The sequence below is a fragment of the Achromobacter sp. HZ01 genome, assembly GCF_003267925.1.
Classification (GTDB): Bacteria; Pseudomonadota; Gammaproteobacteria; order Burkholderiales; family Burkholderiaceae_B; genus Achromobacter; species Achromobacter pulmonis_A.
On record NZ_LWKV01000002.1, the window covers coordinates 1,359,039 to 1,373,480 of the forward strand.

Below are 14,442 nucleotides of genomic sequence, written 5' to 3' on the forward strand. Positions count from 1 at the left end.
GAGGCCGATGGGTGCAGCGCGCCAACTGTCGGGACAAGGGCCCCGGCGCAGAACGCGCGAAACCCATCGGGGCGAACCCCTTCTAATACCCCACCGTCAGCCCCGGCAGGTCCACCGTGATGCGCGGCCGTTCCAGCGCCAGCGCCAGGTTCTCGGCGAATTCGCGGGCTTCTTTTTCGTCGGTGGACAGGGTGTCGTAGCCGAGCGCGTCCGCCACGCCCAGCACCTTGTCCAGCAGCAGCACCTTGCCGCTGGGACGCAGGGGCTCGCAGCCCAGCGTTTCCCAGGCGCCGTCGAACCAGTCTCGGGCCTGGTTCTGGCGCTCGGGAGACGGTTCGACGTCGGCCGCGAGGTCCACGGAACGGCGGGGATCGAAAACGATGGTGATGTCGCTGCGCATGGGGGTTCCTTCAAAAGGCGTCAGCCCAGAAGCGTAGGAAAAAAAGCGCCGCCAGATTGTCGGTCCGGCGACATTGGCCCGCGGGTTACCAGCCGCGCGACACTTCCCAGGTGACTTCCGCGCCGGCCGCCAGCGACTGGCGCATCATGTCCAGCAGCGGGAAGGCGCGCTCCTTCATGCCCACCATGCGGGCCATCGGGGACACCGGCGGCTTGTCTTCGTCCTCGTCCTCGGCGCCTTCGTGGGCGCGCTGGTAGTCCTCGATCGCGCGCTCGATGCCGTCGATGGCGGGCTGCAGCTGTTCCACGGTGAAAACGCCGCGCTCCGGAATCTTGTCTCCGAAGGACTTGCCGGCGGCGTGCAGCAGCGCGCTGGCATGGTCGGTCAGCATCAGGACCTCGGCCACGACCTTGGAGTGAAAGGTGATCAACATATTCCGGTCTCCACAATGATTACTTACATACACTACCGCAACGCCCGGGGGATGCCAACTAGGGTCCTGCCCCGCGGATACGCCCGCGGGCCATCCGTCCCCCGCAGACCCCGCGCGCGCCGGGCCGCCCGCCAAATCAAGCTATGATTCAGGGGATTCCCGTGACAGGAGGGCCTGCGCCGCCCCGAAACCGGGCATGCGCGCGGCCGCCGGCCCACCGGCAGGCAGAGCGCCCCATCCTGTCCGCTCCGCCCCGCGCGGGCGCGTCCGTCACCAACTCAGAACTCTCCAGACGCCCATGCTCCTCGAGCAACAGAAACAGCTTATCTCCCTGATCCAGGCCGCCGTCGCGCAAAGCCTGCCCGACGCCGCCGCCGATGCGGCCCGGGCCAACGTGCTGCTGGAGCGCCCCAAGGTCGCCGCCCACGGCGACGTCGCCACCAACGTGGCCATGCAGCTGGCCAAGCCGGCCCGCCGCAACCCGCGCGAACTGGCCCAGGCCATCGTGGACGCGCTGATGGCGCAGCCCGGCGCGACCGGCCTGGTCGAAAGCGCCGAGGTCGCCGGCCCCGGCTTCATCAACCTGCGCGTCACCGCCGCGGCCCGCCAGGCCGTCATCGCCGCCGTGGCCGAACAGGGCGCCGACTTCGGCCGCGCGCCCCGCAGCGGCGAGAAGATCCTGGTCGAATTCGTGTCGGCCAACCCCACCGGCCCGCTGCACGTGGGCCATGCCCGCCAGGCCGCGCTGGGCGACGCCATCTGCCGCCTGTACGACGCCAGCGGCTGGGACGTGACCCGCGAGTTCTACTACAACGACGCCGGCAACCAGATCAACAACCTGGCCATCAGCGTGCAGGCGCGCGCCCGCGGCCTGAGCACCGATTCCCCCGAATGGCCGGCCGACGGCTACAAGGGCGACTACATCGCCGACATCGCGCGCGACTTCCAGGCCCGCGCCACCGTGCACTCCGACGGCGTGGACGTCACCGCCTCGGGCGACGTCGACAACCTGGACGACATCCGCGTCTTCGCCGTGGCCTACCTGCGCCGCGAGCAGGACCTCGACCTGCAGGCCTTCGGCCTGGCGTTCGACAATTACTACCTGGAAAGCTCGCTCTACACCTCCGGGCGGGTCGAGGCCACCGTGCAGGCGCTGATCGCCGGCGGGCACACCTACGAAGAAGGCGGCGCGCTGTGGCTGCGCACCACCGAGCTGGGCACGGGCGACGACAAAGACCGCGTCATGCGCAAGAGCGAGGGCGGCTACACCTACTTCGTGCCCGACGTGGCCTACCACAAGGCCAAATGGGAGCGCGGCTTCCACCGCGCCGTGAATATCCAGGGCAGCGACCACCACGGCACCGTGGCGCGCGTGCGCGCCGGCCTGCAGGCGCTGGAAGAGGGCATCCCCAAGGACTACCCGTCCTACGTGCTGCACAAGATGGTCAAGGTGATGCGCGGCGGCGAAGAGGTCAAGATCTCCAAGCGCGCCGGCAGCTACGTGACCATGCGCGACCTGATCGACTGGGTCGGCCGCGACGCGGTGCGCTACTTCCTGATCCAGCGCCGCGCCGATACCGAGTTCGTGTTCGACGTGGACCTGGCGCTGTCCAAGAGCGACGAGAACCCGGTCTACTACATCCAGTACGCGCACGCCCGCATCTGCTCGGTGATCGCCAACGCCGCCATGCCGGCCGCCGACGTGGCCCAGGCCGACGCCGCGCTGCTGACCGCCCCGACCGAATTCGCGCTGATGCAGCGCCTGGCCGAATTCCCCAACGTGATCGCGCTGGCCGCGCAGGAGCTGTCGCCGCACCACATCGCCTTCTGGCTGCGCGACTGCGCCTCGGACTTCCACGCCTGGTACAACGCCGAGCGCGTGCTGGTCGACGACACCGCGCTGAAGCTGGCACGCCTGCGCCTGGCCTCGACCACGCGCCAGGTGCTGGCCAACGGGCTGGCGCTGTTGGGCGTCTCGGCGCCCGAGCGGATGTAACATCGGTTCATGGCAACCAAGCGCAAAACCTCCCGCCGTTCCTCCGGCGAAAGCGGCAGCACCCTGTACGGGGCGCTGGCCGGCCTGCTCCTCGGCCTGATCGTGGCCGCCGTCGTCGCCTTCTACGTCACCAAGGCGCCCGTGCCCTTCGTGGACCGGGCCAGCCGCCAGGGCGACACCGGCAAGCTGCCCGATCCCCGCCTGGCGCCCGACCCCAACGCCGGCCTGTACGGGCGCGACGGCGGCGCGGGCCCGGCCCCGACCGGCCCGACCGCCACGGCCCCCGCGCCGCTGCCCGGCGCAGGCACCGCCGCCCCCAAGACCGATGAGCCGCCCTCCAAGATGGACGACCTGGGCGCGCTGATCGCCACGCTGCCGTCCACCCGCCAGGCCGCCCCGGCCGCGCCCGCGCCCAGCGCCGCGCCGCCCACGCCGATCTCCAAGGCCCCGGCGCCGGCCGCCAAGCCGGCTCCCGCGGCCACCGGCACTTACTACCTGCAGGCCGGCGCATTCCGCGGCGAAAGCGATGCGGAGTCCCTCAAGGCCCGCATCATCCTGCTGGGCCTGCCGGTCGCGGTGCAGAAGGCCGAGGTCGGCGGCAAGCCCATCAACCGCGTCAGGGTGGGGCCGTTCGCCCGCCTGGACGACATGAACCGCGCCCGCGGCCGGCTGGGCGAGAACAAGATCGAAACCGCGGTGGTGCGCCAGTAAGCGGCCGTCCGCGGAGGCGGACGGAACTTATGCGGCCCCGCCCCTGTCTGTAACTTTTTTGCTCAGGAACCTCTCATCCATGCTGTCCCCCAAGATTATTCGCATCCTGGCCGCGGCCGCGTTGACCGCCACCACGTTCCTCAGCCCGGCGAGCCACGCCCAGGGCACGCAGCAATACGTGCCCATCAATCCGCCGCTGCCGTCGGACACCCCGGGCAAGGTGGAAGTGCTGGAGTTCTTCGCCTACACCTGCCCGCACTGCGCGGCGATCGAACCGCTGGTCGAGGACTGGGCCAAGACCAAGCCCGAGGACGTGGTGCTCAAGCAGGTTCCCATCGCCTTCAACGCCGGCATGAAGCCGCTGCAGCAGCTGTACTACACGCTGCTGGCCCTGGACCGCGCCGACCTGCATCCCAAGGTCTTCACCGCCATCCACGGCGAACACAAGCGCCTGTTCGACAAGAAGGCCATGGGCGAATGGGTCACCGCGCAAGGCGTGGACCGCGCCAAGTTCGACTCGGTATTCGATTCGTTCAGCGTGCAGACGCAGGTGCAGCGCGCCACCCAGCTGGCCGAGGCCTACCGCATCGAAGGCACGCCGTCCTTCGCCGTCGGCGGCAAGTTCATGACCTCGCCCGTCATGGCCGGCAACAGCTACGAAGGCGCGCTCAAGGAAGTCGACCGCCTGATCCCGATGGCGCGCAACTGACGCGCCCGGACCCGGTCCGCAACGCCCCGAGCCTTCACTGGCCGGGGCGTTTTTTTGTGTCCGGGCCGCCGCGGCCACGCTACACTTTTCCCACAATAAATCGCCGCGGCGGCGGCATATCAAGGGGAGGAAGACATGAAACAGCAAATCCTGCGCGGCCGTGCAGCCGGCCTGTGCCTGGCGCTGGCCGCGGGCCTGGCGCATGCCAGCGACGCCGACGGCGTGAAGATCGGCGTGCTCACCGACATGGCGGGCGTGACCGCCGACGCCACCGGCAAGGGCTCGGTCGAGGCGGCCCGGCTGGCCATCGAGGAAATCGGCGGCAGCGTGCTGGGCAAGCCCATCTCGCTGGTGTCGGGCGACCACCAGCACCGCCCCGATATCGGCAGCAGCATGGTGCGCAAGTGGTACGACACCGATGGCGTGGACGTGGTGGTGGACGTGCCCAACTCCTCGGTGGCGCTGGCGGTGCAGGGCATCGCGCGCGAGAAGAAGAAACTGGTGCTGTTCTCCAGCCCCGGCACCACCGCGCTGTCGCAGGCGCAGTGCTCGCCCTACGGCGTGCAATGGACCTACACCACCTATGCGCTGTCGCGCGGCACGGCCACCGCGGTGGTCAACGAGGGCAACAAGCGCTGGTTCATCCTGGCGTCGGACTACGCCTTCGGCAAGCAGCTGGCGGCGGACACGGAAGCCGTGGTCAAGGCCAACGGCGGCGAGGTGGCCGGCACCGTCTACCACCCGCTGAATGCATCGGATTTCGCCTCCTTCCTGCTGCAGGCGCAGGCCTCCAAGGCGCAGATCATCGCCATCGCCAACGCGGGCGGCGACACCATATCGGCCATCAAGCAGGCAGCGGAATTCGGCATCGGCGGCGCGCAGCAGCTGGCCGCCATGCTGCTGCTGATTACCGACGTCCACAGCCTGGGGCTGCAGGCCGCGCAGAAAACCTACCTGACCGTGCCGTCCTACTGGGACATGAACGACGGCACGCGCGCCTTCGCCAAGAAATTCGAAGCCCGCGTGGGGCGTCCGCCCACCTTCCTGCAGGCCGGCGTCTACGGCTCGGTGCGCCATTACCTGCAGGCCGTGAAGGCCGCCGGCACGGTCGAGGCCGACGCCGTCATGGCGAAGATGAAATCGCTGCCCATCGACGATCCCTTCAGCCTGAACGCGCGCATCCGCGAAGACGGGCTGGTGGTGCGCGACATGATGCTGGCGCAGGTCAAGACCCCGGCGCAGTCCAAGGCGCCGTGGGACTACTACAACATCGTGCGCACCATCCCGGGCGCCACGCTGGCCTGGCCCCTGTCGGACAGCCAGTGCCCGCTGGTCAAGCCATGACGCGGACGCTGGCGCTGGCCGATGTCGGCAGCTTCTACGCGGGCGGACGGCAGGTGCGCATCGACGGCCTGCCGCGACGCGACATCGCATTCACGCAAAGCGCCTCGCTGGCCTATGACCCCAACGGCCTCTACCACTTCGAGCAGGCCTACGTGCAGTACTTCATTCCGGCCGCGCTGGCGCATCCGCTGCCCATCGTGATGCTGCACGGCGGCGGCATGACCGGCGCGATGTGGGAGCAGACGCCGGACGGGCGGCCCGGCTGGATGCAGCATTTCCTGCGCCAGGGCCATGCGGTGTATGTGGTGGACAACGTCGAGCGCGGCCGCGCGGGCTGGGCGCCGTTCCAGGAAGTCTGGCCGGAGCCGCCCATCATCCGCAACGCCGAGGAAAGCTGGACGCTGTTTCGCTTCGGCCGCGCCGAGGACTACGCGGCGCGCCGGCCATTCGCGGGACAGCGCTTTCCGGTGGCGGCGTTCGACGCCTTCATCCGCCACGCGGTGCCGCGCTGGCTGGGCAACAACGATGCGGCGCTGCGGGGATTCTGCGCGGTGCTGGAGCGCGTGGGGCCGTGCCTGGTGATGGCGCACAGCCACGGCGGCGAGGTCGCCTACCGCGCGCTGCATGCGCGCCCGGACCTGGTGCGCGGCGTCATCGGCATCGAGCCCTCGGGCTTCTCGCCGGAGGTGGCGGCCGCGGCCGTGGCGGACAAGCCCTTTCTGTTCGTCTATGGCGACTACCTGGACGCGACGCCGCTGTGGGAAAAGCTGTGCGCCGCCGGCCAGGCCTATGCCGGCGAACTGGCGCGGCAGGGCGCGCGCGTGCAGACCTGGCGCCTGGCCGACATGGGCGTGGCCGGCAATTCGCACATGCCCATGATGGACGACAACAGCGACGATATCGCCGCGCGCATCGGCGCCTGGATACGCGGCGCGGCCGCCTGAGCGCGCCGCGCCGCCTTACTCGCGCACGGCGGCGGCCTTTTCCAGCGCCTGGGTCAGGTCGGCGATGATGTCCTCGGGCGATTCCAGGCCGATGTGCAGGCGCACCAGCGCGTTGTCGCCGTCGCCCCAGTAGCGGTGCTTGGCCAGGTCCTTGCCCGACACCAGCTGCACCAGGCTTTCGTAGCCGCCCCAGGAAAAGCCGATGCCGAAGAGCGTCAGCGAATCGACGAACACGCGCGCCGCCGCCGGCGACAGGCGCAGCTCGACCGACAGCATGCCGTTGGAGCCGGTGCAGTCGCGCTGCCACAGCGCATGGCCCGGGTCCTGCGGCCAGGCCGGATGGAACAGGCGCACGGTCTCGGGGCGGCTTTTGAAGAACTCGCACACCTGCAGCGCGTGGCGCGCGTGCTGGGCCATGCGGATGGGCATGGTGCGCACGCCGCGCAGCGCCAGCCAGGCGTCGTCGGCGCTGATGGAATAGCCCATCGCGTACTGCGTGCGGTTGAGCTTGCGGGCGATCTGTTCGTCGTTGGTGACCACCGCGCCCAGCATCAGATCGGAGTGCCCGCCCACGTACTTGGTGCCGGCGATGACCGAGACCTGCGCCCCCAGGGTCAGCGGACGGTAGATGTAGCCCGAGCCCCAGGTGTTGTCGGTGGCCAGCACCAGGCCGTGGCGCTGCGCCACGGCGGCCAGCGCGCCCATGTCCAGCATCTCGAACAGCAGCGAGCCCGGCGACTCCACGTACAGCAGGCGGGTGTTGGGACGGACCAGTTCGTCCAGGTCTTCGCCGGCCGCGAAATAGGTGATGTCGATGTTCATGCGCTTGAGCACGGCATCGTCCAGTTCGCGCATCGGCCCGTACACGCAGTCCGAGATCAGGGCGTGGTCGCCGGCCGAGCACAGCGCCAGCATCACCAGCGTCATGGCCGACAGGCCCGAGGGCGCCAGGTAGCAGTGCGTGCCGCCTTCGAGCTGGGTGAAGACCTGTTCGAGCGCGGCGTGCGTGTCCATGCCCATGCGGCCGTAGGTGGCCGCGCGGCCGCCGGCGGCCTTGCTGCGCTGCGCCTGCTCCAGCGCCGCCATGTTCGCGAAGCGCACCGTGCTGGCCCGCATCGGCGGCAGCGGCACCGGCGCGTTGCCGGTTTCGGGGTTGAACGGGGCGGTGCCCGCATGCTGCAAGAGCGTATCGATGTGTTTGGTAGGCATGTTCGTAAGAACGGCTGGCGGGTGGACGGAGGAAAACGGATAGGGTGAACCTTATCAGGCGGCGCGCGGCCTGTCCCGGATCAGCCGACCCAGGTGACGGTTTCGGACTGCGGCGCGCGGCGGGTGCGGTAGCTGTTGGCGGGATGCGCGGTATCGGCGTAGCCGAACGAAATGCCGCACACCACGCGGCGGTCGGCGGGCAGGCCCAGCACCTCGCGCAGCACTTCCGGATACATGGCCAGCGAGGCCTGCGGCACGGTCGCCACGCCGTTGGCCTGGGCCGCCAGCAGGAAATTGGCCACATACCCGCCGCAGTCCATCGCGCCGTACTCGCCCAGCGCCTCGTCGGTGGTGACGATGGCCACGTGCGGCGCGTCGAACAACTGGAAATTGCGCATTTCCTGGCGGCGGTAGGCCTCGCGGTCGCCGCGCGCCACGCCGACGGCCTCGTAGAGCTGGAAGCCGGCCTCGCGCCGCCGCGCCAGATAGGCGCCCTGGTACTCGCGCGGGAACGGAAAGTCCGGCGTGAAGCCGGCCTGCTGCGCGCGGCGCTGCAAGGCCTGGCGCAGGCGCTCGGTGCCCGCGCCCTCGGTGACCGCCACCTGCCAGGGCTGGCAGTTGCACCACGAAGCCGTGCGCTGCGCCAGCGCCAGGATGCGTTCGATGGTGGCGCGCTCCACCGCTTCGGGCAGGAACGCGCGGCAGCTGTGGCGGGCGTGCAGCCAGGCTTCGAGCGCGGCGTCGGGGCGCGGATCTTGGGCGTCTTGCGGGCGGGACGTGGCGGCGGCGGGCATGGGTCGGGGTCTCCTGGTTCGGGTCTGGTGGTTCGTCTTTGCCTTTATCATGCCATTTCCGGCCCGCCCCGTAGCGGCCCCTCGCTTGCGGACATCTCCATGCTGCCCCTAGACACCCTGATCGCATTCTTCGGCATCGCCGTCCTGCTGGCCCTGACCCCGGGGCCGGACAACCTGTTCGTGCTGATGCAATCGGCCATCTGGGGCCGCAAGGCGGGCATGCTGGTGGTGTTCGGGCTGTGCACCGGGCTGCTGGTCCATACGGCCGCCGTGGCCGTGGGGCTGGCCGCCGTGTTCGCGGCCTCGCCGGTGGCCTTCACCGTGCTCAAGCTGGCGGGCGCCGCCTACCTGGCCTATCTGGCGTGGCAGATCCTGCGCGCGCCGGTCGGCGGCGAGACGGGCGCCGCCCCGGCGCCCATGAAGCCGGGCGCGCTGTACCGCCGCGGCATCGTGATGAACCTGACCAACCCCAAGGTGCTGCTGTTCTTCTTCGCGTTCCTGCCGCAGTTCACCTCGCCGGCGCGGGGACCGGTGGGCGCGCAGACCATGCAGCTGGGCGCCGTGTTCATGCTGTCCACGCTGCTGGTGTTCGGCGCGATCGCGTTTTTCTCGGGCGCGTTCGGCGAACTGCTGCAGCGCTCGGTCCGCGCCAAGCGCTGGCTCAACCGCATCGCCGCGCTGGTGTTCGTGGGCCTGGCGCTGCGGCTGGCGACGGCGTCGCGCTGAGGCGCGCGACGCCTGCGCTCAGGCGGCCGAAAAGCGGACGATGCCGTCGGTTCCCAGTTCGCGCTTGAGCCTGCCCTCGAAGTACAGCGCATGCAGGTGCGCCAGCGCCTCGCCCATGGCGAAGGTCAGCTGGTGCAGGTCGAGCTTGCGCTTGAACAGCACGGGCACGATGTCCGAGGTGGACTGGGGCTGGCCGGCACAGGCCTCCAGCACTTCCGCCAGGCGGTCGCGATGGTGTTCGTGCTGCTGGGCGATGCGTTCGTGCAGGCCCTTGAAAGGGCGGCCGTGCGCCGGCAGCACCAGCGTGTCGCGCGGCAGGTCGGCGTAGCGGTCCAGCGAGCGCAGGTACAGCGGCAGCGGGTTGGCGTCGGGCTCGTAGTCGAACACGCTGACGTTGGTGGAAATGCGCGGCAGCACCATGTCGCCGGAAATCAGCACCGCCAGGTCCGGCGAGAACAGCGAGGCGTGTTCCGGCGCATGGCCGTAGCCGACGATCACGCGCCAGTCGCGCCCGCCGATGCGGACCTGGTCGCCGTGCATGATGCGGGTGTAGCGCGCGGGCACCGACGGCACCAGGTTGGGGTAGTAATTGGCGCGCTGGCGGATCTGTTCCTGCGCGCCGGGATCGGTCAGTCCGTGGCGCGCGAAGTGGTCGACCGCCGCCTGGCCGCCGGGGCCGGCGCCCGCGTCCGTGCGGCGCGAGGACCACAGCGAGGCCACCATGAAGTCGGTCATGGTCATCCACAGGCGCGCGTTCCAGCGCTCGCACAGCCAGTCGGCCAGGCCGACGTGGTCGGGGTGCATGTGGGTGACCAGCACCCGCAGCACGGGCAGGCCGTCGAGTTCGTTCTCGAAGACCTGCTCCCACAGGGTCTTGACCTCGTCGCGCGCGATGCCGCAATCGACGATGGTCCAGCCCTCGCGGCCGTCGATGTTGTCGCGCAACAGCCAGAGATTGATATGATCCAGCGCGAACGGCAAAGGCATGCGGATCCACTTGACGCCATCGGCCACCACATGCGCGCGGCCCGCTTCCGGCTGGAAGTCGGCCCAGGGGTACTGCAGTTTCTGCTCGTTGGGGTTCATCGCCTCTCTCGCTCCACGCTTGACGTTCCGGTCAAGTCATCATAATTTACGTTTACGTAAACTGCCACAGCTCGCATGTCCTCGTCAACCTGGACCATCTCCGAACTCGCACGCGAATTCGACGTCACGCCCCGCACGATCCGCTTCTATGAAGACCAGGGGATCGTCAGCCCGGCGCGCGAGGGGCGCAACCGCATTTTCGGCCCGCGCGACCGCACGCGGCTGAAGCTGGCCCTGCGCGGCAAGCGGCTGGGCCTGCAGCTGTCGGAGATCCTGACCCTGATCGACATGTACGACGGGCCCGGCGACACCGAGGTCCAGCTGCGCCAGTACCTCAGCGTACTCCAACAGCATCGCGCCACGCTGGAGCAGCAGCGCCGCGACATCGAGGACACCCTGCGGGAAATCGCGCAGCAGGAGCGGCAATGCCGCGAGCTGCTGGCGCAGAAACCCTGAGACGCCGCGGCCGCGCGATCACTGCGCCTTGATGCCGCCAGCCTCGATGACGCGGGCGTTGTTGGCGTATTCCTCCTGCACCTGTTTGGCGAAGACCGCGCCGGCGGCGGTGCCCGGCTGCAGGTAGGACTTGGCCAGCAGGTCCTTGAATTCCGCGCTGGCCACGGCCCTGGCCAGCGCCGCCTGCAGCGGCTGCGCCACGGCGGGCGGCAGGTTCGCCGGGGCGAACACGCCGAAGTTGGAGTAGTACTGCGCCTGCGGCAGCTTGAGCTCGGCCATGGTCGGCACCTCGGGCCAGGCCGCCAGGCGCTGCGGCGCCATCACGGCCAGCGGCTTGAGCGCGCCGCTGGCGACGTGCGGCAGCACCACGTCGCTATTGACCACCAGCAGCTCCACCACGCCGCCCAGGCCGTCGGTCAGCGCCTGGCTGTTGCCGCGGTAGGGCACGTGCAGCATTCTGGCGCCGGTCCCGGCCGTGACCGCCGCCATGCCGATGTGGGCCACGGTGCCCTGGCCCGGCGTGCCGTAGCGCACGCCATCGGGGTGCGCCCTGGCGTATTCGACCAGGCCGGCGAAGTCCCGCACCGGCAGCGCCTTGGTCGCGACGATGGCCACGGGCGCGACCGCCACGCTGGCCAGCGGCGTCAGGTCCTTCATCGGGTCGTAGTTGGTCTTGGACAGGTGCGGATAGATGGTCAGCGGGCTGGTGGAGGCCAGCAGCAGCGTGGCGCCGTCGGGCTGCGCGCGCGCCACGAAGTCGGTGCCCAGCGACGCGCCGGCGCCCGGCTTGTTCTCGACGATGACGGTGGCGTTGGCCTCTTTGCGCAGAACCTCGCCCAGGCGGCGCCCGATCGCGTCGGCGCTGCCGCCGGCGGTGTAGGGCACCACCAGCGTCACCGGCCTGGCCGGCCAGTCCTGCGCCAGCGCGCCGCCGGCCATGATCGCCACGGCCGCGCCCGCGGCCCCGATCAGCAGAGTCTTCTTTTTCATATCGTCCTGTCGTGGATGTTGCGTGGAAGGGATGCGCTCAGGCCAGGTAGCGCTGGGCCAGGCGGATCCAGTAGGAGGCGCCGGCCGGAATCAGGGCGTCGTTGAAGTCGTAGCTGGCGTTGTGCAGCATGCACGGGCCCAGGCCGTGGCCGGCCATGCGGTGCTCGCCGTCGCCGTTGCCCAGGAACACGTAGCAGCCGGGTTTCTCCTGCAGCAGGAAGGCGAAGTCCTCCGACGCCATGGCCGGCTCGATCACGCGCGCATGGTCCTCGCCCGCGACCTCGCGCATGACTTCCATGCAGAACTCGGTCTCGGCCGCCGTGTTGACCAGGGCCGGGTAGCGGCGCTCGAAGAACACCTCGGCCTCGCAGCCGTGGGCCGCCGCGATGCTGCCCGCGATCTCGTTCATGCGCCGCTCGATCAGGTCGACCACGCCGGTGCTGTAGGCGCGCACCGAGCCGCCCAGCCAGGCCGAATCCGGAATCACGTTGATGACGCTGCCGCCGGCCTGCACCTGCGTGATCGACAGCACCGCGGCGTCCAGCGGCCGCTTGCTGCGCGTCAGGATGGTCTGCAGCGACTGGCCGATGGCGAACAGCGCCGGCACCGGATCGCTGCAGTCCTGCGGCGCGGCGGCGTGGCCGCCCTTGCCGCGCACCGTGATCCTGAAGCCGTTGGCGGCCGCCATCATGGGGCCGGCGCAGACGCCGAAGGTGCCCGCCGGCAGGCCCGGCCAGTTGTGCATGCCGAACACCGCCTCGCAGGGGAAGCGCTCGAACAGGCCGTCCTGGATCATGGCGCGCCCGCCCGCGCCGCCTTCCTCGGCCGGCTGGAAGCACAGGTACACCGTGCCGTCGAAACCGCCTGCCGTCTGCAGGTGGCGCGCCGCGGCCAGCAGCATGGCGGTGTGGCCGTCGTGGCCGCAGCCGTGCATCTTGCCGTCATGGCGCGAGCGGTGCTCGAACTGGTTTTCTTCCTGCATGGGCAGCGCGTCCATGTCGGCGCGCAGCATGATGGCGCGCGCCGACGCGCCGCGCCGGATCACGCCGACCACCCCGGTCTTGGCGATGCCGGTATGCACCTCGATGCCCCAGCCGCGCAGCGTGTCCGCCACCACCTGGGCCGTGCGGTGCTCTTCGTAACAGAGCTCCGGATGGGCATGCAGATCGCGCCGCAGCGCCACGATTTCGTCCAGATGGGATAGTTCCAGCACAGCAACTCCGTCACAGTCATTTAGGTTTGAAAGACCTCTGGAATGGTACAGAGGGGCGCCCGCCGGCAAGAATCCGTTTCCCTAGGGATAACCCGTATCCAATTTACGTTTACGTAAACGTAATATTTGCACTGCATCATTGCCTGGCGACGGCCGATCGGCGCATGATGAGCCTCTCGGACAATTCGGCGGCGCCACCGGAGCGCCCATATAAAAGTAAGCACCTACTATCACGGAGAACGCGATGAATCTTCCCGGCCTGAACTTCGACCTGGGCGAAGATCTGGACATGCTGCGCGACGCGGTGCGCACTTTCGCGCAGGCCGAGATCGCGCCGCGCGCTGCAGAAATCGACCGCAACGACCAGTTCCCCATGGACCTCTGGCGCAAGTTCGGCGATCTCGGCGTGCTGGGCATGACGGCCGACGAGGAATACGGCGGCGCCAACCTGGGCTACCTGGCCCACATGGTCGTGATGGAGGAGATCTCCCGCGCCAGCGCCTCGGTCGGCCTGTCCTACGGCGCGCACTCCAACCTGTGTGTCAACCAGATCAACCGCAACGGCACGCCGGCCCAGAAGGCCAAGTACCTGCCCAAGCTGATCTCCGGCGAACACGTGGGCGCGCTGGCCATGAGCGAGCCGGGCGCCGGCTCCGACGTGGTCAGCATGAAGCTGCGCGCCGACAAGAAGGGCGACCGCTACGTGCTCAACGGCAGCAAGATGTGGATCACCAACGGCCCCGACGCCGACACCCTGGTGGTCTACGCCAAGACCGATCCCGAGGCGCACCAGCGCGGCATCACCGCCTTCCTGGTGGAAAAGGGTTTCAAGGGCTTTTCCGTGGCGCAGAAGCTGGACAAGCTGGGCATGCGCGGCAGCCACACCGGCGAACTGGTGTTCCAGGACTGCGAAATCCCCGAGGAAAACGTGCTGGGCCAGGTCAACGGCGGCGTCAAGGTGCTGATGAGCGGCCTGGACTACGAGCGCGCCGTCCTGTCCGGCGGCCCGCTGGGCATCATGCAGGCCGTGATGGACGTGGTCGTGCCCTACATCCACGACCGCAAGCAGTTCGGCCAGGCCATCGGCGAATTCCAGCTGATCCAGGGCAAGGTCGCCGATCTCTACACCACGCTGCAGGCCAGCCGCGCCTTCTGCTACCAGGTCGGCAAGAACCTGGACAAGCTGGGTTCGGAACATGTGCGCCAGGTGCGCAAGGACTGCGCCGCGCTGATCCTGTACACGGCCGAGAAAGCCACCTGGATGGCCGGCGAAGGCGTGCAGATCCTGGGCGGCAACGGCTACATCAACGAGTATCCGGTGGGACGCCTGTGGCGCGACGCCAAGCTGTACGAGATCGGCGCGGGCACCAGCGAGATCCGCCGCATGCTGATCGGCCGCGAGCTGTTCAACGAAACCGCCTGAGCGCCCCG

General features: G+C 69.3%; 15 protein-coding genes. 8 read left to right on the forward strand and 7 right to left on the reverse strand.

The window, feature by feature from the left end:
• Positions 1 to 82: 82 nt before the first annotated feature.
• Both A6B37_RS15310 and A6B37_RS15315 read right to left on the reverse strand, forming a co-directional pair.
• On the reverse strand, positions 83 to 400 hold the full coding sequence (locus A6B37_RS15310; RefSeq protein ID WP_102772970.1) for a hypothetical protein: 318 nt from the start codon (positions 398 to 400) through the stop codon (positions 83 to 85).
• 85 nt (positions 401 to 485) lie between these two features.
• Positions 486 to 833 (reverse strand): DUF1840 domain-containing protein, encoded by a 348-nt coding sequence (locus tag A6B37_RS15315; protein WP_111826221.1) that lies wholly within the window; start codon positions 831 to 833, stop codon positions 486 to 488.
• 298 nt (positions 834 to 1,131) lie between these two features.
• Here A6B37_RS15315 and argS point away from each other — a divergent pair, with 298 nt between their 5' ends.
• From argS to A6B37_RS15340, 5 genes are all read left to right on the forward strand, one after another.
• Positions 1,132 to 2,829, forward strand: coding sequence for an arginine--tRNA ligase (gene argS / locus A6B37_RS15320; RefSeq protein WP_111826222.1), 1,698 nt, complete (start codon positions 1,132 to 1,134; stop codon positions 2,827 to 2,829).
• 9 nt (positions 2,830 to 2,838) lie between these two features.
• Complete coding sequence (locus A6B37_RS15325) at positions 2,839 to 3,540, forward strand: SPOR domain-containing protein (RefSeq protein ID WP_102772967.1); 702 nt, start codon at positions 2,839 to 2,841, stop codon at positions 3,538 to 3,540.
• Positions 3,541 to 3,619: 79 nt separating this feature from the next.
• Positions 3,620 to 4,249 carry a thiol:disulfide interchange protein DsbA/DsbL gene (locus tag A6B37_RS15330; protein WP_111826223.1) on the forward strand — a complete coding sequence of 210 codons (630 nt, stop codon included), beginning with the start codon at positions 3,620 to 3,622 and terminating at the stop codon, positions 4,247 to 4,249.
• Positions 4,250 to 4,384: 135 nt separating this feature from the next.
• The gene (locus tag A6B37_RS15335) at positions 4,385 to 5,593 is read left to right on the forward strand and encodes an ABC transporter substrate-binding protein (RefSeq protein WP_111826224.1); all 1,209 of its coding nucleotides are present in this window, start codon (positions 4,385 to 4,387) and stop codon (positions 5,591 to 5,593) included.
• Positions 5,590 to 6,537, forward strand: a complete 948-nt coding sequence (locus A6B37_RS15340; protein WP_210405801.1) for a hypothetical protein — start codon at positions 5,590 to 5,592, stop codon at positions 6,535 to 6,537. The genes A6B37_RS15335 and A6B37_RS15340 overlap by 4 nt, the downstream gene beginning before the upstream one ends.
• Before the next feature lie 15 nt (positions 6,538 to 6,552).
• Here the strand turns inward: A6B37_RS15340 and metC are convergent, their stop codons facing one another.
• Both metC and A6B37_RS15350 read right to left on the reverse strand, forming a co-directional pair.
• Positions 6,553 to 7,746 (reverse strand): cystathionine beta-lyase, encoded by a 1,194-nt coding sequence (gene metC, locus A6B37_RS15345; protein ID WP_102772963.1) that lies wholly within the window; start codon positions 7,744 to 7,746, stop codon positions 6,553 to 6,555.
• An 80-nt stretch (positions 7,747 to 7,826) separates the two neighbouring features.
• A complete protein-coding gene (locus A6B37_RS15350) occupies positions 7,827 to 8,540 on the reverse strand; it encodes a nitroreductase (protein WP_102772962.1) in 714 nt (237 codons plus the stop codon).
• Positions 8,541 to 8,639: 99 nt separating this feature from the next.
• On the opposite strand from A6B37_RS15350, the gene A6B37_RS15355 reads away from it, so the two are divergent.
• The gene (locus A6B37_RS15355) at positions 8,640 to 9,266 is read left to right on the forward strand and encodes a LysE family translocator (RefSeq protein WP_168202198.1); all 627 of its coding nucleotides are present in this window, start codon (positions 8,640 to 8,642) and stop codon (positions 9,264 to 9,266) included.
• Positions 9,267 to 9,284: 18 nt separating this feature from the next.
• On the opposite strand, the gene A6B37_RS15360 is transcribed toward A6B37_RS15355, so the two are convergent.
• A complete protein-coding gene (locus tag A6B37_RS15360) occupies positions 9,285 to 10,352 on the reverse strand; it encodes an MBL fold metallo-hydrolase (protein WP_111826227.1) in 1,068 nt (355 codons plus the stop codon).
• Positions 10,353 to 10,427: 75 nt separating this feature from the next.
• On the opposite strand from A6B37_RS15360, the gene A6B37_RS15365 reads away from it, so the two are divergent.
• Positions 10,428 to 10,808: a MerR family DNA-binding transcriptional regulator gene (locus A6B37_RS15365; RefSeq protein ID WP_102772960.1), complete on the forward strand. Its 381-nt coding sequence runs from the start codon at positions 10,428 to 10,430 to the stop codon at positions 10,806 to 10,808.
• Positions 10,809 to 10,826: 18 nt separating this feature from the next.
• Here A6B37_RS15365 and A6B37_RS15370 read toward each other — a convergent pair whose 3' ends face one another.
• Positions 10,827 to 11,798, reverse strand: a complete 972-nt coding sequence (locus A6B37_RS15370) for a tripartite tricarboxylate transporter substrate binding protein (protein ID WP_111826228.1) — start codon at positions 11,796 to 11,798, stop codon at positions 10,827 to 10,829.
• A 37-nt stretch (positions 11,799 to 11,835) separates the two neighbouring features.
• The gene (locus A6B37_RS15375; protein ID WP_111826229.1) at positions 11,836 to 13,011 is read right to left on the reverse strand and encodes a M20 aminoacylase family protein; all 1,176 of its coding nucleotides are present in this window, start codon (positions 13,009 to 13,011) and stop codon (positions 11,836 to 11,838) included.
• Positions 13,012 to 13,255: 244 nt separating this feature from the next.
• Between A6B37_RS15375 and A6B37_RS15380 the strand changes: the two genes are divergently transcribed.
• Positions 13,256 to 14,434: an isovaleryl-CoA dehydrogenase gene (locus tag A6B37_RS15380; RefSeq protein ID WP_102772958.1), complete on the forward strand. Its 1,179-nt coding sequence runs from the start codon at positions 13,256 to 13,258 to the stop codon at positions 14,432 to 14,434.
• The last annotated feature ends 8 nt before the right edge of the window (positions 14,435 to 14,442 follow it).